18 protein-coding genes are annotated in these 18,607 nt (G+C 63.8%); 4 read left to right on the plus strand and 14 right to left on the minus strand.

The features are described from left to right. The first annotated feature begins 2 nt into the window (after positions 1 to 2). Positions 3 to 1,475, plus strand: coding sequence for a glycerol kinase (locus JI743_RS05035; RefSeq protein ID WP_201926523.1), 1,473 nt, complete (start codon positions 3 to 5; stop codon positions 1,473 to 1,475). A 12-nt stretch (positions 1,476 to 1,487) separates the two neighbouring features. Here the strand turns inward: JI743_RS05035 and rpmE are convergent, their stop codons facing one another. The 12 genes from rpmE to rpsB all read right to left on the minus strand — a co-directional run bounded on the left by rpmE (position 1,488) and on the right by rpsB (position 13,282). Next, complete coding sequence (rpmE, locus tag JI743_RS05040) at positions 1,488 to 1,715, minus strand: 50S ribosomal protein L31 (RefSeq protein ID WP_095383345.1); 228 nt, start codon at positions 1,713 to 1,715, stop codon at positions 1,488 to 1,490. A gap of 434 nt (positions 1,716 to 2,149) precedes the next feature. Continuing rightward, positions 2,150 to 2,599 carry a 3-hydroxyacyl-ACP dehydratase FabZ gene (gene fabZ / locus JI743_RS05045; protein WP_227339878.1) on the minus strand — a complete coding sequence of 150 codons (450 nt, stop codon included), beginning with the start codon at positions 2,597 to 2,599 and terminating at the stop codon, positions 2,150 to 2,152. 36 nt (positions 2,600 to 2,635) lie between these two features. Next, positions 2,636 to 3,319 carry an OmpH family outer membrane protein gene (locus JI743_RS05050; RefSeq protein ID WP_201926527.1) on the minus strand — a complete coding sequence of 228 codons (684 nt, stop codon included), beginning with the start codon at positions 3,317 to 3,319 and terminating at the stop codon, positions 2,636 to 2,638. After that, a complete protein-coding gene (gene bamA, locus JI743_RS05055; protein ID WP_201926529.1) occupies positions 3,319 to 5,994 on the minus strand; it encodes an outer membrane protein assembly factor BamA in 2,676 nt (891 codons plus the stop codon). The genes JI743_RS05050 and bamA overlap by 1 nt, the downstream gene beginning before the upstream one ends. Before the next feature lie 71 nt (positions 5,995 to 6,065). Continuing rightward, entirely contained in the window at positions 6,066 to 7,199 is a 1,134-nt protein-coding gene (gene rseP / locus JI743_RS05060; protein WP_201926531.1) for an RIP metalloprotease RseP, read from the minus strand. Beyond that, on the minus strand, positions 7,192 to 8,355 hold the full coding sequence (locus JI743_RS05065; protein WP_201926532.1) for a 1-deoxy-D-xylulose-5-phosphate reductoisomerase: 1,164 nt from the start codon (positions 8,353 to 8,355) through the stop codon (positions 7,192 to 7,194). Before JI743_RS05065 ends, rseP begins: the two co-directional genes overlap by 8 nt. 1 nt (position 8,356) lies before the next feature. Next, entirely contained in the window at positions 8,357 to 9,034 is a 678-nt protein-coding gene (locus JI743_RS05070; protein WP_201926533.1) for a phosphatidate cytidylyltransferase, read from the minus strand. Beyond that, positions 9,034 to 9,726, minus strand: coding sequence for a polyprenyl diphosphate synthase (gene uppS, locus JI743_RS05075; protein WP_261312206.1), 693 nt, complete (start codon positions 9,724 to 9,726; stop codon positions 9,034 to 9,036). The genes JI743_RS05070 and uppS overlap by 1 nt, the downstream gene beginning before the upstream one ends. Positions 9,727 to 9,840: 114 nt before the next feature. Then, a complete protein-coding gene (frr, locus tag JI743_RS05080) occupies positions 9,841 to 10,395 on the minus strand; it encodes a ribosome recycling factor (protein WP_201926537.1) in 555 nt (184 codons plus the stop codon). Between the two features lie 14 nt (positions 10,396 to 10,409). Continuing rightward, positions 10,410 to 11,141, minus strand: a complete 732-nt coding sequence (gene pyrH / locus JI743_RS05085; protein WP_201926538.1) for a UMP kinase — start codon at positions 11,139 to 11,141, stop codon at positions 10,410 to 10,412. A gap of 235 nt (positions 11,142 to 11,376) precedes the next feature. Then, positions 11,377 to 12,303, minus strand: coding sequence for a translation elongation factor Ts (tsf, locus tag JI743_RS05090; RefSeq protein ID WP_201926540.1), 927 nt, complete (start codon positions 12,301 to 12,303; stop codon positions 11,377 to 11,379). 133 nt (positions 12,304 to 12,436) lie between these two features. Further along, positions 12,437 to 13,282 (minus strand): 30S ribosomal protein S2, encoded by an 846-nt coding sequence (rpsB, locus tag JI743_RS05095; protein ID WP_201926542.1) that lies wholly within the window; start codon positions 13,280 to 13,282, stop codon positions 12,437 to 12,439. A 320-nt stretch (positions 13,283 to 13,602) separates the two neighbouring features. On the opposite strand from rpsB, the gene JI743_RS05100 reads away from it, so the two are divergent. Continuing rightward, a complete protein-coding gene (locus JI743_RS05100) occupies positions 13,603 to 13,863 on the plus strand; it encodes a hypothetical protein (RefSeq protein WP_201927355.1) in 261 nt (86 codons plus the stop codon). Here JI743_RS05100 and JI743_RS05105 read toward each other — a convergent pair. Next, positions 13,847 to 14,620, minus strand: a complete 774-nt coding sequence (locus JI743_RS05105) for a CDP-alcohol phosphatidyltransferase family protein (RefSeq protein WP_201926544.1) — start codon at positions 14,618 to 14,620, stop codon at positions 13,847 to 13,849. The genes JI743_RS05100 and JI743_RS05105 overlap by 17 nt on opposite strands. A 3-nt stretch (positions 14,621 to 14,623) precedes the next feature. Further along, the gene (locus JI743_RS05110; RefSeq protein ID WP_201926546.1) at positions 14,624 to 15,358 is read right to left on the minus strand and encodes a phosphatidylserine decarboxylase; all 735 of its coding nucleotides are present in this window, start codon (positions 15,356 to 15,358) and stop codon (positions 14,624 to 14,626) included. Between the two features lie 120 nt (positions 15,359 to 15,478). Here JI743_RS05110 and JI743_RS05115 point away from each other — a divergent pair, with 120 nt between their 5' ends. After that, on the plus strand, positions 15,479 to 16,693 hold the full coding sequence (locus JI743_RS05115) for an NADP-dependent isocitrate dehydrogenase (RefSeq protein WP_201926549.1): 1,215 nt from the start codon (positions 15,479 to 15,481) through the stop codon (positions 16,691 to 16,693). Between the two features lie 101 nt (positions 16,694 to 16,794). Further along, the gene (locus tag JI743_RS05120; RefSeq protein ID WP_201926551.1) at positions 16,795 to 18,585 is read left to right on the plus strand and encodes a cation:proton antiporter domain-containing protein; all 1,791 of its coding nucleotides are present in this window, start codon (positions 16,795 to 16,797) and stop codon (positions 18,583 to 18,585) included. Positions 18,586 to 18,607 lie beyond the last annotated feature (22 nt).

The raw sequence follows: 18,607 nt of genomic DNA on the forward strand, positions 1-18,607 counted from the left end.
CTTTGACCGAAAAGATCATCGTCATCGACGAAGGCACGACATCGACGCGCGCGATGCTGTTTTCCGTCGACGGCACCCCGCTCGGCAGCGCGCAGCGCGAGTTCCGCCAGCATTATCCTGCTCCGGGGCTTGTCGAACATGACGCCGCCGAAATCTGGACCGCGACGCTCGCCTGCACGCGCGCGATGATCGACAAGGCGGGTGGCGCGGGGGCAATCGCGGCGATCGGGATCACCAACCAGCGCGAGACCGTCGTCTTCTGGGACCGCGCAACCGGCGAGCCGCTCGCCCCCGCGATCGTCTGGCAGGACCGGCGCACGGCCGCCGATTGCGCGCGGCTCAAGGCGGAGGGTCACGAACCCGCGGTTCAGGCGGCGAGCGGCCTGCTCCTCGACCCCTATTTTTCGGGGAGCAAGATCGGCTGGGCGCTCCGCAACTGGCCGCAGCTTGCCGAGGCTGGCGACCGGCTAGCGGTCGGGACGGTCGAATCCTATCTCGTCCACCGGCTGACGGGCGGCGTCCATGTGTCCGACGCGACCAATGCGTCGCGCACCTTGTTGATGGACATCAATGGCGCGAGCGGATGGGACGCGGGACTGTGCGACCTCCTCGGCGTCCCGATGTCGCTGCTTCCCGAAATTACCGGCTGCACGACGACCGTAGGCACGACTATGCCCGACCTGCTCGGCGGCGCGATCCCGATATGCGGCATGGCGGGCGATCAGCAGGCGGCGACCATCGGCCAGGCATGCCTCGCTTCCGGCCAGACCAAGGCGACCTTCGGCACGGGTGCCTTCATCCTGTCGGCGAGCGGAACCACGCGGCCGCGATCGGACAACCGCCTGCTCGCGACGATCCTCGCGCAGGAGGGAGAGGTCCGCTCCTATGCGCTCGAAGGATCGGTATTCGTCGCGGGAAGTCTGATCAAATGGCTTCGCGACGGGCTGGGGCTTTTGGCAAACGCGGGCGAGAGCGAGGGGTTGGCGCGTTCGGTCGACGACAATGGCGGCGTCTATCTGGTACCGGCGCTCGCGGGGCTCGGCGCGCCGCATTGGCGTCCCGACGCACTCGCCGCCCTGTCGGGCCTCAGCTTCGCAAGCAACAAGGCGCACATCGCGCGCGCGGCGCTCGAGGCGCAGGCCTATCAGGCCCACGATCTGAAAACCGCCTTTGCCGCCGACGGAGTCGATTGGTCCGAACTCCGGATTGATGGCGGCATGGCAGCGAACGACTGGATGGCGCAGGATCTTGCCGACATGCTCGACCTGACCGTCGAGCGCCCCGAGTTCGTCGAGAGCACGGCGCTCGGCGCCGCCATGCTCGCGGCAACCGGTGCCGGCCTCTACCCCGATCTCGCCAGCGCGACAAAGGCGATGCGCGGGCGCACGACACGCTTCACGCCGGCGCTCGCCCCCGAAAAGCGCAAAGCGCGCCTCGCCGGATGGCAAAGCGCGCTTGCAAAGGTCCTCGGCTGACGCCGAAGCGGATCAACGCTTGAGCGTAAGGCCGCCGAAACGCTTGTTGAACTTTGCGACCTGGCCGCCAGCATCGAGCATACGGCCCTGACCGCCGGTCCATGCCGGGTGCGCGGTGGGGTCGATTTCGAGCGTCATCACGTCGCCTTCGCTGCCCCAGGTCGAGCGCGTCTGATATTCGGTGCCATCGGTCATCTTGACCGTGATCATGTGATAGTCGGGGTGGATGTCTTTTTTCATGTCTCTTGGCTCCTGTGCCGCTGGTTTCCGACCAGCCGCGTGAGTCGGTGCGTCCGGGGACGCGAAGCGGCGCCCTTACTGGGCAATTGGGGAAAATGCAACACCTGTACCCCGTTGATCGTCGTCCCGGCGAAGGCCGGGATGACGTATAAAGGGGAGGTCTCCGCCCTAGGGTCAGGACCCATTAATTACGCGTTCGAGGCGTCGAAATGGCGAAGATATCGGGTCCGGGCGGGTGCAGCGGGTAGCATCGCTACCCGCAAAGCCGCGCGGGCCCGAGATCGAAGCCATTTCGGCGTCCCTCCGGGATTTGACCGATTTTGTCCATTGCTTCGTCGGCAAGCCTCGAAATATCGACATATTCCGTCGCCTTGCCTCCTCGCACTGAACAAAATCGCTTCAAACCTCGAACGCATAATTAATGGGTCCTGACCCTAGTCGCTCGGCGGATCGGCGATCATTGCGGTGAACTGGCACTCGGTGGCGAGTTGGTCGCCCAGCATCGCTTTTCCTTCGAACTTGCAGATGTTCCGCTTTGTCTGAAGGATGGTGACGTGCAGGTCGAGCAAATGGCCGGGTTCGACCGGCTTGCGGAACTTCACGCCGTCGATACCCATGAAATAGACGAGCTTTCCGCTGCCCGCGAGGCCGAGCGATTCGATCGCCAGAACGCCGCCCGCCTGCGCCAGCGCCTCGACGATGAGGACGCCGGGCATGATCGGTCGGCCGGGGAAATGCCCTTGGAAAAAGGGCTCGTTCATCGTCACTGCCTTGACCGCGTGGATCGAGGTGTCCTTCACCATCGATTCCACCCGGTCGACGAGCAGCATCGGATAACGATGCGGCAGCAGCGACAGGATGCGGCGGATGTCCGCCGGCCCCATCCTGCTCTCGCTATTTTCCCCGGCCGTCATGATCGATTAGCGCGTCGTCGGCTGGCTGCCGGTGGGCGCGGGCGCCGCGGCGCCCTGCGCTGCGCGCGCCTGGTCCATCAGCTGCTGGTTGCGCTGCTGCACCAGCTGGCCCGGCTGGTATCCGGCCGGCGGCGTGATCGACACGTTGGGCAGGATGCGGTTGAGTTCGGTCACGACGGCATCGGTGATGTCGACGTTATTCTCGCGCGCGATCACCGCTTCCGGATTGACGAGAAGGTCGACCTTCTTCGCCGTCATCGCGGCCTTGATCGCTTCGTTCATGCGCAGGCTGATCTGGTCTTCGACATAGGCGATCGCGAGGTCGACGGGCGCGCCGATCTGGCCCAGTTCGGCCGAGGCGGCCTGGCGCTTGTCCTGGACGGCCTTGCCCGCCGCCTGGATTGCAGCCTGGTTGGCAGGCGTCTTCTTCACCTCTTCATTATATTTGGCGACGAGGACGTTGAGTTCGGCCTGAAGCGTCTGTCCGCGCGTCTGCTGCTGATCGATCGTCGCCTTGTAGGTCGTTTCGATCTGCTGCGTGGCGACGGTGAAAGCATTGGACCGCCCGGCAGCGGCGCGGACATCGGCGACGGCGACCGCGCGAGCCTGCGCTACGGCGGGCGCTGCGAACATGGGTGAAACGGACAGGCCGGCAATCGCCAGCGCCGAAGCGGCAAAAATTTTCTTCATCAGAATTGGGTTCCTACATTGAATGAGAAGCGTTTGGTATCATCGCCCTCTTCTTTGCGAAGGGCGTAAGCGAAGTCGATCCGGAAGGGACCGAAAGGCGAGTTCCAGTTGACCCCGGCGCCGATAGAGACACGCGGCATCCACGTATCGCCGAAGAAGCGTTCTTCGAACGGGGCGAGTGAAGAGAAGCCGGTCGGACAGGACGTGTACTGAGCCCCGAGCGGCTGGCCATTGTTGTCGACGGGTCGCGTCGCGAATTGCTGCGTTCCGGTCTGGGCATTGCGGCACAGATTCTTGGTGATGCCGTCGCTCGGATCGCGGAAATCGGTCAGGGTGGTGAGCGTCGGGCGCTTGACGCCAAAGACCGAACCCACATCGAGGAAGACCGAGGGCCGCAACCCCAGTTCCTTTGCTCCCGTGCCGAGCGGAATGTCGACCTCGAGCCGTCCCTGGTAATATGCACGGCCGCCGAGCGCGTCGTCGATCAGGCCGTTGCGATTGCTGAGGCTGGTGTCGAGGACCGGGTTCATCGGGTCGGTAAGGTCGACATTGCCGTAACGGATGACGCGCGGGCCAATGCCGCGAATGTCGAAGCCGCGCATTTGCGGTTCGCCAAGGAAGAAGCGGTCGGTCAATCGAACCTTGTCGCTCGTCGGCGTCGGGCGCCCGCCGAGCGGATAGATATAACCGCCTTCGGCCGAGATATTGAGGATGAACCGGCTGCCGAGGTTGAAGTGCTTGCTCGCCGCGGCGCGGGTGCGGACATATTTGACGCTGCCACCAAGGCCCGCGAAATCCTGACTGATCGACGCCGACTGGCCGCGTGTCGGACGCAAACGATTGTCGCGGTCGTCATAGGCGAGCGTGAATCCGACCAGCGAGGTCGTGCGCTTTCCGATCGCGTCGCAAAGATAACGCCCCGCGACGAGCGGGTCGCAATTGTCGCCGAAGAAATAAACGCCGCGGTCGAGCGTCACATCGTCGTAATTCAGGCTGTACCGTACAAACAGCGACATATATTCGGTGAGCGGCACGCCCGAGTTGATCTGGAAACCCGTCGTAACCTGTTCAAAGGTCGTGCGGCGATCGTTCCCGATGAAGTTGAACGAGTTCAAATCGCGGCGATAGACGCTGCCGCCGATCGAGATGTTGCGGTCGAGCAGATAGGGTTCGGTAAAGCCGAGCTCGACCGATTTCGAATAGCTCGAATAGTTGACCGACGCCTGCAGCTGCTGGCCGAGGCCACGGAAGTTGCGCTGGCGGATCGAACCCTGGAGCAGGAAATTCTCGATCGACGAAAAGCCAGCCGACAGCGACAATTCGCCCGTCGGCTTTTCCTCGACATTGGTTTCGAGAATGATGCGGTCGGGCGCGCTGCCCTCCTTGCGCTCGATCTCCAGATTCTCCTGGAAAAAGCCAAGGCTGTTGATGCGGTTCTCGGTGCGCTTGACCGCAAAGCTGTTGAAGGCGTCACCTTCGTTCAGGCGGAACTCGCGGCGCACGACCTTGTCGTGGGTCAGCGTGTTGCCGTTGACGTCGATCCGTTCGACATAAGTACGCGGCGATTCCGCAACGTCGAACGTGATCGCCATCGTGCGATTTTCGGGGTCGCGACGGAACTGCGGATTGATGTCGGCAAAGGCATAGCCGAACAGGCCCGCCGTTTCGCTGAGGCTTTCGACCGTATCCTCAACAAGCTTGGCGTTGTACCAGTCGCCCTCTTTCATGGGCAGCAGCGTCTTCAGCGCTTCCGGGCGGAAGTCACGGATTTCGCTCTTCACGTCCACGTCGCCGAACTTGTAGCGCTCGCCCTCCTCGACGACATAGGTGATGATGAAGTCCTGCTTGTTGCTCGTCAGCTCTGCGACCGCCGAAATGACGCGGAAATCCGCATAACCGTTCTGCAAATAGAAAAGACGCAGCTTCTGCTGGTCATAGGCAAGACGGTCGGGGTCGTAGCTGGTGTTCGACGACAGGATCGTCAGCAACCCCGTTTCCTTGGTTGCCATCTCGTCCTTGAGATCGCCGTCGCTGAACTTCTCGTTGCCGATGATGTTGATCTGGCGGACCTTCGACTTCGGCCCTTCGTTGATTTCGAAGACGACATCGACGCGGTTCTGGTCGAGCTGGACCATCTTGGGTTCGACAGTCGCGGCGAAGCGGCCCTGCCGCTTGTAGAGCTCGATGATGCGCGCGACGTCGGCACGGACCTTCGAACGGGTGAAGATCTGGCGCGGCGACAGTTTGATCTCGGGACGGATCTTGTCTTCCTTGAGCCGCTTGTTGCCTTCGAGGATCACGCGGTTGATCACGGGGTTTTCGGCAACCTGGATCGTCAGCGCGCCATTGTCATCGCTGATCTGGAAATCCTTGAACAATTCGGTCGCCGCCAGATCCTTGAGCGCCTGGTCGAGCGTCGCGCGGTCATAGGACTGGCCGACGCGCAGGCGGAGATAGGACAGGATAGTCTGCGCCTCGAGCCGCTGGTTGCCCGTGACGGTAATCGACCGGATCGTCGATGCGGCAGGCTGGCTGGTCTCGGCGGGCGCCGGGACGGCCGGCGGAGCGACCTCTTGCGCCATCACCACCGCGGGCCATGTCAGCATCGTTCCGGCCAGAAAAAGCGCCGAAAGCCGCGTCCGTGCCGTGTTATTTTGTGAAGCCACGCTGTTCATCCCGCAAAATCTTCTAAATAGCGACGAACCCGCGACATCGCGGGTTCGGCGCACTCCCTGCCCCAGTCCGGCTATCCAATCAAGCGCGCGATCCCGTCCCACACGCCAATTGAGCCCAAATCGTTGAAAGTCACGACCAGCATCAACGTCACGATGGCGACAAAGCCAAAGCGAAACGCCCATTCCTGCGCCACCGCGGGCGCCGGACGGCGACGGATCGCCTCATAGCCGTAGAAAAGCAGATGTCCTCCATCAAGCATCGGCAATGGCAACAGGTTGATGAACCCCAGATTGATGGAGACCAGCGCGACAAAGTAGATAAGAACGCCAACCCCCAATGAGGCGGCCTCGCCCGAAGTCTTCGCGATCTTGATGGGGCCGCTCAGATCCTTGATCGACCGGTCGCCGCCGAGCAATTGCCCGAGCACCTCAACGGTCTGGCGGACGATTTGGGTCGTCTGGCGGATCGCGATTGCCGGCGCCTCAGCAAGCGGCGCGCGTTCATATATCGGCGCGGTTGCCGCAATGCCGATCACGCCGCGCTCGATCGGATTGCCGAAGCGGTCCTTCTCCTTCACGAGGCGCGGGGTCAGACGCACCGTCTGTTCGCTTCCGTTGCGCTGGATGCGCACGTCCATCGCCTCGCCGGGCCGGTGGATGACCGACATCAAGATGTCGTCGAATACCTTGATGGTGCGGCCGTCGATCGCGACGATCCGGTCGCCCGGCTGCATGCCCGACGCGGCGGCGGCGGAACCCGGCATCACCATGCTGGCAACAGGGGGGGTGGTCGGCGTTCCGACAAAGGCGGCGAAACCGGCGAGAATCAGGATCGCAAACAGGAAATTGGTCACCGGCCCGGCAGCGACGATCAGCGCGCGTTTCCACACCGGCTGCGCCGGAAAGGTGTGCGAACGTTCGGCGTCGGGGAGCGATTGCCATTCGGCGTCGGGCTGGCTTACCGCGTCGCGGTCGCCCGCGAACTGGACATAGCCGCCGAGCGGCAACCAGCCGATTTTCCATTCGGTGCCGCGCTTGTCGGTCCAGCCGAGGATGCGCCGCCCGAAGCCGATCGAGAAGGTTTCGGCTTTCACCCCGCACCAGCGTCCGACGATGTAGTGGCCATATTCATGCACGAAGACGAGCGGCCCGAGCACGAGCAGAAACGCAAGGATGGTGAACCCGATACCGGGAGATTCAAGCATGTTCGAAACTGTCCACAAATGTCTGCGCGGCCGCACGTGATGCCGCATCGACGCTGAATATGTCCTGAAGCGACGCGGGAGGCGGCGGCGCTTCGGCCTCCATCACGCTGCACACCGTATCGACGATGGCGGGAAAGCTTATCCGCCCGGCAAGGAAGGCCGCGACCGCAACCTCGTTCGCCGCGTTGAGCTGCGCCGGGCGCGCGCCGCCCTCGGTAATGGTCGCGCGGCACAGCGCGGTTGCGGGAAAGCGGTCCTCGTCGGGCGCCTCGAAATCGAGCCGCGCGATGCTTGCAAGGTCGAGCGGCGCGCACGGTGTCGCCATCCGCTGCGGCCAGGCAAGCGCCGAGGCGATGGGGATACGCATGTCGGGCGAACCCAATTGCGCGAGCGTCGAACAGTCGACGAACTCGACGAGGCTGTGGACCACCGATTGCGGGTGAACCAGGATCTCGATGCGATCGAGCCCGACCGGAAAAAGATGATGCGCCTCGATAAGTTCGAGGCCCTTGTTCATCATCGTTGCCGAATCGACGCTGATTTTCGCGCCCATCGACCAGTTCGGATGCGCGACCGCCTGCGCCGGCGTGACGGTCGCCATGTCGGCGGCGCTCATCGTGCGGAACGGGCCGCCGCTCGCGGTCAGGATGATGCGGCGTACTTCGGACAGGCGCCCGCCCGCGAGGCACTGGAAGATGGCATTATGTTCGGAATCGACCGGCAGGATCGTCGCTCCCGAGGCACGCGCCGCCGCGGTCATCAGTTCCCCGGCCGAAACGAGCGCCTCCTTGTTCGCAAGCGCGACATCATGCCCTGACGCGAGCGCCGCCATCGTCGGTGCAAGACCGGCAGTTCCGACGATCGCCGCCATGACGAGATCGGCAGGTCGCTGCGCTGCCGCGACGAGTGCGTCGGCCCCGGCGGCCACTTCGACGCCGGTGCCCGCCAACGCGTCGCGGAGGGCACCATGGCAGCTCTCGTCGGCGACCACCGCCAGCTCGGGTCGAAACTCGCGCGCCAGCCGCGCAAGCTCGGCGACATCGCAATTGGCGGTGAGCACCGAAATGCGCCAAGCCTCGCTGTCGCGGCGCACAAGATCGAGCGTCGATTGCCCGACCGACCCCGTGGCACCGAAAAGGGCGAGGCGGCGCGTCATGTCAGCCTGCGGCCCGAACCGTCAGCGCGCCCGCCATCGCCAGCGCGCCAAGCAGCAACGCGACGGGCAGCAGTCCGTCGACGCGGTCGAAAATGCCGCCGTGGCCGGGGATGAGCTTGCCCGAATCCTTGACGCCGGCACGACGCTTCATCCAGCTTTGGCCAAGATCGCCCATCTGCGCGAGCAGGCCGACGAACAGGCCGATCCACAACGGGACGCCGACGATGCCCGCCCGGTCGCCGATGCTCGCGCTCGCGATCAGGGCAGCGACCATGCCGCCGATGAGTCCCGACCAGGTCTTCGACGGGCTGATCGTCGGCGCCAGCCGCGCGCCGCCAAAGGCACGCCCTGCGAAATAAGCGCCGATGTCGGTCGCCCAGACCATGCCGAAGACCCAGAGCGCGGCCGTCATGCCAAGCTTTTCGCGGATGAACCAGAGTCCCGCGACCGCGCCGACAATGAACAGCGGGCCAAGGATCGTGAGCGCGGCCTTTGCACCGCCCCCCTGTCCCATCGCGCGCACGAGCGCGAGCCACTCGACAATGACGAGCGCGCCGCCGACGAGCAGCAGCAGCCCGAACGCCAGCCCGCCGAACCACAGCGCAGCACCGGCGATGGCGAACAAAATGATCGCCGATCCGACCCGCGTCCAAAGATCCGACTTCACCGCAGTCGCCATCACAAACCCCCATAGCGGCGTTCGCGCCGTTCAAACTGATCGAGCGCCGCCTTCAAATCGTCCGGTGTGAAGTCGGGCCACAGCCGGTCGGTAAAGTAAAGCTCGGCATAGGCCGCCTGCCACAGCAGGAAGTTCGAAAGCCGCACCTCGCCCGAGGTGCGGATAAGCAGGTCGAGCGGCGGCATGTCGGCGGTGTCGAGATGCGCCTCGATCGCGTCCGCCGTGATCGCACCCGCCGCCGCGGCCGCCTGCGCCGCGCGAACGAGTTCGTCCTGCGCTCCATAATTGAGCGCAACGGCGAGCGTCGTGCGCTTGTTGCCCGACGTGCGGTCGAGCGCATTTTCGATGAGCGCGACAACATCGGGAGCAAGCGCGCGCCAGTTGCCGATGACTTTCAGCTTGACGTCGTTCGCAGCAAATTCGTCGAGGTCGGACAGAATGAAGCGCTTCATCAACCCCATCAGGTCGCTGACTTCATCTTCGGGGCGCTTCCAGTTTTCCGACGAAAAGGCATAGAGCGTCATCGCCTCCAGCCCCAGATCGCCCGCGGCGCGAACGATCGTCCGCACCGCCTCGACCCCTGCGCGGTGCCCGGCGACGCGCGGCAGGTGGCGTTTCTTCGCCCAGCGGCCATTGCCGTCCATGATGATCGCGACGTGACGCGCGCGGTTTTGAGTATCAGACACCGACAGAACCCGATTCCGTTCGCCGCGAGCCAGTCGAAGGGCCGTTCTTTCCCTTGCCAGAAAAGGACGGGGCTTCGACAAGCTCAGCCTGAACGGCTGAGAGGTGAGCCCGGAAACGCACTAACCCAAGATTTCCTTTTCCTTGGCGCTCGCCGCCGCGTCGATTTCGGCAATCGTCGAATCGGTCAGCTTCTGGACTTCAGTCTCATGACGCTTGCGCTCGTCCTCGCTGATTTCCTTCTTATTCTCGTCCTGCTTCAGCCCGTCCATCCCGTCGCGGCGGACGTTGCGAACGGCCACACGCGCTTTTTCAGCATATTGGCCGGCGAGTTTCGACAGCTCCTTGCGGCGCTCCTGCGTCATTTCGGGGATCGGGAGGCGCATCATCTGCCCATCGACGATCGGGTTGAGACCGAGGCCCGCCGAACGGATCGCCTTGTCGACCGGTCCGACATTCGCCTTGTCCCACACCTGAACCGTGATCATGCGCGGTTCGGGGACACTGATCGACGCGACCTGGTTGAGCGGCATCTGCGCGCCATAGACTTCCACCGTCACCGGGTCGAGCAGCGCAGCATTGGCGCGGCCCGTCCGCAGGCCCGCCAGATCGTGCTTCAGCGATTCGACCGCGCCGTGCATGCGGCGCTCGAGGTCGGCCTTGTCATATTTTGCCATCTATCGTTCCTCTCTCAATCGCTTCGGGCAGCGTCGCTGACGACGGTGGCGACACCCTCGCCCGCCAATACGCGCGCCAGATTGCCGAGTTCGCGAATATTGAACACGACAATGGGAATATTGTTGTCGCGGCACAGTGCCACAGCGCTCGCGTCCATCACTTTCAGATTATCGGCGAGCACGCGATCATAGCTCAATGTATCGTAACGCACCGCGTTCGGATCTTTCTTCGGGTCGGCGTTGTAAACGCCGTCGACGCTGGTGCCCTTCAATAGCGCGTCACACTTCATTTCGGCAGCACGCAGCGCAGCGCCACTATCGGTCGTGAAATAAGGCGCGCCGACGCCCGCGGCAAAGATGACCACGCGGCCCTTTTCCATATGGCGCTCGGCGCGGCGGCGGATCACCGGTTCGCACACCTTGTCCATCTCGATCGCCGACTGGACCCGCGTCTCCACCCCCAGTTGCTCCAGCGCATTCTGCATTGCGAGCGCGTTCATCACCGTCGCGAGCATGCCCATATAATCGGCCTGCGCGCGGTCCATGCCCTTGGCCGCCCCCGCCATGCCGCGAAAGATATTGCCGCCGCCGATGACGAGGCAGATTTCGAGCCCGCGATCCTTCGCCGCCTTCACCTCGGCGGCCATGTTCGCCACTGTTTCGGGATCGATCCCGAACGGCGTCGCGCCCATCAGCGCCTCGCCCGACAATTTGAGCAAAATGCGTTTCATGCCGGGCAATGCCATGTGCGGGGGAACCTCTTGCCAATTCTCTATATGCGAATGGCGCGCACCCTAGAGCGGGCACGCGCCATTGCCAAGCGGACTGCCACACCCCGCGATCGCCCTCCCCGCTTTCGTCACCCCGGACTTGATCCGGGGTCCATCTGCCCTCGAAGGCCGGAGTGGATGCCGGATCTAGTCCGGCATGACGAAGGAGAGGAAAACGGCGCCCTGCGGGCCAGCAGTCCAATTCTGCGGATCAGACGCCGGCGGCAGCCGCGACTTCGGCGGCGAAATCGCTCTCTTCCTTCTCGATGCCTTCACCGAGCTGGAAGCGGACGAAGCCCTTGAGCGTGATCGCCGCACCGACATCCTTGCCCGCAGCCGCGACGACCTCTGCAACCGGGGTCTTGCCGTCGATCACGAACAGCTGCGACAGCAGCGCATTTTCCTTGCGGAACTTGGCGATCGAACCGTCGACCATCTTGGCGACGATGTCGGCAGGCTTGCCCGACTGGGCGGCCTTTTCTTCGGCGATCGCGCGTTCGCGCGCCACCAGGTCGGCGTCGAGCTCGTCGCCGTTGAGCGCAAGCGGGTTGGCGGCTGCGACATGCATCGCAAGCTGCTTGCCGAGCGGTTCGAGCACGTCGGCGCCCGCCGTCGATTCGAGCGCGACGAGGACGCCGATCTTGCCCATGCCGGGCGCGGCGGCATTGTGGACATAGCCGGTGACGACGCCCGAGCCGACCGAGACGATCGCGGCGCGGCGCAGCGACTGGTTTTCGCCGATCGTCGCGATATTGCTCGTCAGCTTTTCGGCGACGGTGCCGCCGGTCGGATAGGTCGCGGCGCCCAGCGCTTCGATGTCGGTGATGTTGCCGGCGAGCGCAACCTGCGTCACGTCGCGGACGAAGTCCTGGAACTGTTCGTTCTTGGCGACGAAGTCGGTTTCGCTGTTGACTTCGACCATCGCACCGCGCGTGCCGTCGGTCGCAACGCCGACAAGTCCTTCGGCGGCGACGCGGCCGGCCTTCTTGGCGGCGGCGGCAAGGCCCTTGGTACGCAGCCAGTCGATCGACGCTTCGATGTCGCCGTTGTTTTCGGCGAGCGCCTTTTTGCAGTCCATCATGCCGGCGCCCGTGCGGTCGCGCAGTTCCTTGACGAGTGCAGCCGAAATCTCAGCCATCGGATATTCCTTTCAAAAAGGGGCAGGCCGTCATCGGCCTGCTGTCCGCCGCGCGCATGGCGGCGTGATAAGTCAATACTATGACCGGGACGGCGCGGACTCGCCGCGCCGTCCCGTCACACGCGAGCGGCGCTCAGGCGTCGCTCTGGCGTTCGGTCTCGGCTGCCGCTTCGGCGGGAACCTGTTCGTCCTCGGTCGCCGGAGCAGCGTCGGCCGCCGGGGCTTCCTCGGTCAGCGCGGGCTCGGCGACAGGCTCGACGGCAGCGCCAAGGTCTTCGCCGCGATCGGCGCGGGCCTGCTGGCCGCCGCGGGTCGCCGCTTGGGCAACCGCATCGCAATAGAGGCGGATTGCGCGCGCCGCGTCATCGTTCGCCGGAACCGGGAAAGCGATGCCGTCGGGCGAGACGTTCGAATCGAGGATCGCGACGACGGGGATGCCAAGGACATTGGCTTCCTTGATCGCCAGCTCTTCCTTGTTCGCGTCGATCACGAACATCACGTCGGGGATGCCGCCCATGTCGCGGATGCCGCCGAGCGACATTTCGAGCTTGTCGCGCTCGCGCGTCTTGTTGAGCACTTCCTTCTTGGTGAGGCCCGAGGTGTCGCCCGAAAGCTGCTCTTCGAGCGTCTTGAGGCGCTTGATCGAGTTCGAGATCGTCTTCCAGTTGGTGAGCATGCCGCCCAGCCAGCGGTGGTTGACGAAATGCTGGCCCGACGCGCGTGCCGCATCGGCGATCGGTCCCTGCGCCTGACGCTTGGTGCCGACGAACAGCACCTTGCCGCCCGCGGCCGAGGTCGACGAAATGAAGTCGAGCGCGCGTGCGAAGAGCGGCACGGTCTGCGACAGGTCGAGGATGTGGATGCCGTTGCGCGCGCCGAAGATGTACGGCTTCATGCGCGGGTTCCAACGGTGGGTCTGGTGGCCGAAGTGCGCGCCGGCCTCAATAAGATTCTGCATCGTGACGACAGGAGCCGCCATAGTCTTTCTCCTTCCGGTTAGTCCTCTGAAAGGCAAGAACCGAGGCATCCGTCGGGGGATGGACCCGGCACCGGTATGTGCGCCTTCCATGTGGAATGGGCGGCCCGTTAGCGGCTTCGATCAGGAAAAGCAAGGCCCCGGCGCGCGATTTACGGCGCCAGATCGCCCGCCCAGGCACACGCATTGCCGCTCGATCCGGCGACAATCCGACTCGGTTCGTCGCAAAACCGTTGAGAACAAACCACGAACATGCAACAAAAACCGCTGCAAAGCCGTAGTTTCGCAAAAGCGCTTCGCCACGAAGCCGAAAGGACAAGATGATGGTTCAGGTCGCTGCCGCTCTCCTTTTCGCCATTGCCGCCGGTCTTGGCGTCACGGTCATTCTTGCGATGCTCCGCAGCAATGCGGACGCGATACTCTCCGCACTTCTCGGCGAAGGCGCCTTCACCTCACCCGCTGCGCCGGGACCGGTTTCCGATGGAAAAGCTATCAAATTGCGCGCCGCACCGGTGCGGCGCTTGGGAACTCACCGTAGCCGCGCTCCCTCGCGCAGCGTGAAGATCGTCAGCCACGCCGCCTGACGCGCGCGTAGCTCGCAATGCCGAAAGGCAGCAGCACCAGATAGATCGCGCTGACCGCAAGCAGCGTCCACCAGGGCGCAGTAATGAGCGCCGCGCCGAGGAGGCCGATTCCCGCAAGTGCGAACAAACGCCACGACCGACGTAACCGGAACGACGACCAGCTGTAGGTCGGCAGCGCCGAGATCATCAGCATCGCGACGCCGAGGGCCCACGGCATGACGACGAACCATTCGCGAAACCAGCCATTGCCGGTGACGAGCCACAAATAGATTGGCACGAACGCAAGTCCTGCCCCTGCAGGTGCCGGAATGCCGGTCATGAAGCCCGCCGACTTGTGCGGCTGGAAATCGGAATCCATACGCGAGTTGAAGCGCGCAAGGCGCAGCGCGCAGCAAACGGCAAGCGCAAGCGCCGCGGTCCAGCCGAACTTCGGCGCGTCGGTCAGCGACCAGAGGAAAAGGATCATCGCCGGCGCCACGCCGAACGCAATCACGTCGGATAAGGAGTCGAGTTCGGCGCCGAACTTGCTCTGCGCGCGCAGCAGGCGAGCGATGCGGCCGTCCATCCCGTCGAGCACCCCGGCAAAAATAACGGCCGCCACGGCAATTTCGAACTGTCCGCCGATCGCAAAGCGGACCCCCGTAAGTCCGAAGCAGAGCGCGAGCACCGTGATCGCATTGGGCGGAAAGGCACGCAGGCTGATCCCCCCGATGCGGCGCCCCGCGGCATCCGCCGGCGGATGATCGGCGTCGGTCACGCGTTATTGTCCTATGCCGTCGATAGTCTCCGACGTCCCGATCCGCGCCACGATCGTTTCGCCCGCGAGCGTTCGTTGCCCAAGGAGAACCTGAGGCGTCGTGCCTGCGGGAAGATAAACATCGACGCGGCTGCCAAAGCGGATCAGTCCGACCCGCTGCCCGGTCGCAAGCGTCGCGCCCATGCTGACGAAGGGCAATATCCGCCGCGCGACGAGGCCTGCGATCTGGGTAAAGCCGATCCGTACCCCGTCGGCGCGTTCGACGACGAAGTGCTGACGCTCATTCTCCTCGCTCGCCTTGTCGAGGTCCGCGTTCACAAATTTGCCGGGAATATAGACCAGCTTTTTCAGCGTCCCCGCCATTGGCGTGCGATTGATGTGAACGTCGAACACGCTCATGAAAATCGACACGCGCATCATCGTTGCTTCGTTCAGCCCATCGGGACCGGCGATTTCAACCGGCGGGGCGACTTCGGCAATCTGTGTGACAAGGCCATCGGCGGGGGCGATGACAAGATCCGCGCCTGTCGGCGTAATCCGCACCGGGTCGCGAAAGAAGGCGCCGACCCACGCGGTGATGCCAAGCATCAGCCACCCGGCAATCCCCCAACCCAAAAGCCAGAAACAAAGGGTAACGATCCCGGCGATCAGCAGGAATTTGCGTCCCTCGGGATGGATTGCCGGCCAGCGCCATTTGATGCCGCCGCCCGGACGATTGGATGATATACTATTGGACATGGCGGCCTTCTAGGGCGCGCGCCGGGCATAGACAATGGGATACGCACCGCGGCAGTTGAACATTCGTGCGGCATTGCCTAAGGCGCCCTGCATTCCGACTCCCCAAGAAAAGGCAGCAGCATGGGCAAGATCAAGGTAGCCAACCCGGTCGTCGAACTCGACGGCGACGAAATGACCCGGATCATCTGGCAATGGATCCGCGAACGGCTCATCCTGCCCTATCTCGACATCGACCTCCATTATTACGACCTCGGTATCGAGGAGCGCGACCGCACCGACGATAAGATCACCGTCGACGCCGCAAACGCGATCAAGAAATATGGCGTCGGCGTCAAATGCGCGACGATCACCCCCGACGAGGCGCGCGTCGAAGAATTCGGTCTTAAAAAGATGTGGAAGTCGCCGAACGGCACGATCCGCAACATCCTGGGCGGCGTCGTCTTCCGCGAACCGATCGTGATGAAGAACGTCCCCCGTCTTGTCCCCGGCTGGACCGACCCGATCGTCGTCGGGCGCCATGCCTTCGGCGACCAGTATCGCGCCACCGATTTCCGTGTCCCCGGCCCCGGCAAGCTGCGCCTGGTGTTCGAGGGCGAGGACGGCCAGACAATCGACGAGGAAGTGTTCCAGTTCCCTTCGTCGGGTGTCGCGATGGCGATGTACAATCTCGACGATTCGATCCGCGACTTTGCGCGCGCCAGCCTGAACTATGGCATCGCGCGCCAATGGCCGGTGTATCTGTCGACCAAGAACACGATCATGAAAGCCTATGACGGGCGTTTCAAGGATCTGTTCGAGGAAATCTTCCAGAGCGAATTCAAGGCGAAGTTCGACGAGCTCGGGATCACCTATGAGCATCGCCTGATCGACGACATGGTCGCATCGGCGCTCAAATGGTCGGGCAAGTTCGTATGGGCATGCAAGAATTATGATGGCGACGTCCAGTCCGACACCGTCGCGCAGGGATTCGGCTCGCTCGGCCTGATGACCAGCGTGTTGATGACGCCCGACGGCAACACCGTCGAATCCGAAGCCGCGCACGGTACCGTGACCCGTCACTATCGCATGCACCAGCAGGGCAAGGCGACCTCGACCAATCCGATCGCGTCGATCTTTGCCTGGACCGGCGGGCTCAAGCATCGCGGGAAGCTCGACGACAATGCGGCCTTGGTGAAGTTCGCCGACGACCTCGAAAAGGTCTGCGTCGCAACCGTCGAGAGCGGCAAGATGACCAAGGACCTCGCCCTGCTCATCGGCCCCGACCAGAATTGGCTGACGACCGAGGGCTTCTTCGAGGCAATCGTCGAAAATCTCGAAAAGAAAATGGGCGCCTGATCATATGAACGCCGCCCCCGCAAACGCGGGGACGACGTTAAATCGTCGGTTCCATAACACAACCTAGCCAATCGGGGCCGGCCCGCATAAGGTCGGCCCCTATGGTCTCGGAAAGTGATACGTCGGCGATCGGCAACGCCCTGGTCGTACTCGGTGCCGCAGGCATCGTGATCCCCGCATTTGCGCGCTTTCGCATATCGCCCGTCATCGGTTTCATTCTGGTCGGCTTGCTCGTCGGGCCGTCGGGGTTGGGCGCGCTCGCGCACGACTATCCGTGGCTTGATCATGTCACGATCGGATCGACCGAGGACATCGCGCTTTTTGCCGAATTCGGCATCATCTTGCTCCTTTTCTCGATCGGGCTCGAACTGTCGTTCCGCCGCCTGTGGCAACTCCGCCGGCTCGTCTTCGGGGTCGGCGCGACCGAACTGACGCTCGGCGGGGCCATATTGGGCAGCGCGCTGCTCTTCTTCGGCGATATGTCGCCGCCGGCGGCCTACGGGCTCGGCATCGCGCTCGCGCTTTCATCCACCGCGCTGGTAATGCCGATTGCAGGAACCAAGTCAGCGGTGGGGCGCGCATCCTTTTCGATGCTGTTGTTCGAGGATCTGGCAATCGTCCCGATCATCTTCATCCTCGGCGCCTTCGCCCCCAATCCGGCGGGCGACAACACGCAATTGCTGCTGACAACTTTGTGGCAGGGCGTCGCGGTCGTCGCGGCACTGGCGATCGGCGGCTGGTTCCTGTTGCCGCGCATCTTCGCGCAGGCCGCTCGCGCGAAGGACCCCGAACTCTTCCTCGCGGCGAGCCTGCTTGTTGTCATCATCGCTGCGCTCGCCACAGCGGGCGTCGGCCTGTCGCCGATCGTCGGCGCACTGCTTGCCGGTTTGATGATCGCCGAAACCGAATATCATGGCGAGGTCGAGGCGATCACCGCACCGTTCAAAGGGCTCGCGCTCGGGGTGTTCCTGATCAGCGTCGGAATGGGGCTGAACCTTGAAACCATCGTGAAGCAATGGCCGATGCTGATTGCGGCGGTGGTCGGCGTGGTCGCGGTCAAGGCAATCGTCACGGCGCTGCTGCTGCGTTTTTCGGGTGCGCGACAAGGCACCGCGGCCGAGGTCGGCCTGCTGATGGCAAGCCCGTCGGAAACCACCTTGATCGTCCTGACCGCTGCATTGCAGGCACAGCTCATCAGCCGCTCGACTGCCGAATTCTGGCAGCTTGTCACTGCGATCGGCCTGACGATTACCCCCCTGCTTGCACGCGTCGGCCACGACGTCGCGCGCCGGATCGAAATGGCAGGCGCCGAGCGCGAGGACGAGGCCATCCCCACGGCGCGCACGGTGATCGTCGGTTTCGGCCGTGTCGGTCGCACGGTCGCCGAGCTGCTGCGCGAACATGATCGCGCCTATGTCGCGGTCGATGCCGACATCGACACGGTCGCTCTGGCGCGTCGCGACGGGTTCAATGTGCGCTTTTCGGACGTCGCACGGCCGGGCGCGCTCGACAAGCAGGGGCTCGAACATGCCAATGCCATCGTACTGACGATGGACGACCCCGTGCAACAGCTGCGCATGACGCGCCAGCTCCGCAAGAAATATCCCGACCTGCCGATCGTCAGCCGCGCGCGCGATTCGGACCATGCAGCGGCGCTTTACGAAGCGGGCGCGACCGACGCCGTGCCCGAAACGCTGGAAAGCTCGCTGCAACTCGCCGAGGCTGTGCTGATCGACCTCGGCGTCGCGATGGGACCGGTAATTGCGTCGATCCACGATGTGCGCGCCAAAATGCGGCACGACATCATGACCAAAGGGCATCTGGAGCGCGAGCCGCGCATCAACCGGCTGCGGACGCCGCCGACGGGTGCGCAGCGGGCAACCGAAGACTAAACGCCTGGCGTCGGCCGCCGGG

Source organism: Sphingopyxis jiangsuensis (assembly GCF_016734905.1).
GTDB lineage: Bacteria > Pseudomonadota > Alphaproteobacteria > Sphingomonadales > Sphingomonadaceae > Sphingopyxis > Sphingopyxis jiangsuensis.

Bases quoted from the DNA above. Each gene is read 5' to 3' on its own strand.
- JI743_RS05065 (WP_201926532.1), bottom strand. From the start codon at position 8,355: ATGACGCGCCGCCTCGCCCTTTTCGGTGCCACGGGGTCGGTCGGGCAA.
- tsf (WP_201926540.1), bottom strand. From the start codon at position 12,303: ATGGCTGAGATTTCGGCTGCACTCGTCAAGGAACTGCGCGACCGCACG.
- rpmE (WP_095383345.1), bottom strand. From the start codon at position 1,715: ATGAAAAAAGACATCCACCCCGACTATCACATGATCACGGTCAAGATG.
- JI743_RS05110 (WP_201926546.1), bottom strand. From the start codon at position 15,358: ATGTCCAATAGTATATCATCCAATCGTCCGGGCGGCGGCATCAAATGG.
- JI743_RS05115 (WP_201926549.1), top strand. From the start codon at position 15,479: ATGGGCAAGATCAAGGTAGCCAACCCGGTCGTCGAACTCGACGGCGAC.
- rseP (WP_201926531.1), bottom strand. From the start codon at position 7,199: ATGCTTGAATCTCCCGGTATCGGGTTCACCATCCTTGCGTTTCTGCTC.
- JI743_RS05100 (WP_201927355.1), top strand. From the start codon at position 13,603: ATGGTTCAGGTCGCTGCCGCTCTCCTTTTCGCCATTGCCGCCGGTCTT.
- fabZ (WP_227339878.1), bottom strand. From the start codon at position 2,599: ATGGGGCCGGCGGACATCCGCCGCATCCTGTCGCTGCTGCCGCATCGT.
- rpsB (WP_201926542.1), bottom strand. From the start codon at position 13,282: ATGGCGGCTCCTGTCGTCACGATGCAGAATCTTATTGAGGCCGGCGCG.
- pyrH (WP_201926538.1), bottom strand. From the start codon at position 11,141: ATGGCATTGCCCGGCATGAAACGCATTTTGCTCAAATTGTCGGGCGAG.
- JI743_RS05070 (WP_201926533.1), bottom strand. From the start codon at position 9,034: ATGGCGACTGCGGTGAAGTCGGATCTTTGGACGCGGGTCGGATCGGCG.
- bamA (WP_201926529.1), bottom strand. From the start codon at position 5,994: ATGAACAGCGTGGCTTCACAAAATAACACGGCACGGACGCGGCTTTCG.
- JI743_RS05120 (WP_201926551.1), top strand. From the start codon at position 16,795: ATGGTCTCGGAAAGTGATACGTCGGCGATCGGCAACGCCCTGGTCGTA.
- frr (WP_201926537.1), bottom strand. From the start codon at position 10,395: ATGGCAAAATATGACAAGGCCGACCTCGAGCGCCGCATGCACGGCGCG.
- JI743_RS05050 (WP_201926527.1), bottom strand. From the start codon at position 3,319: ATGAAGAAAATTTTTGCCGCTTCGGCGCTGGCGATTGCCGGCCTGTCC.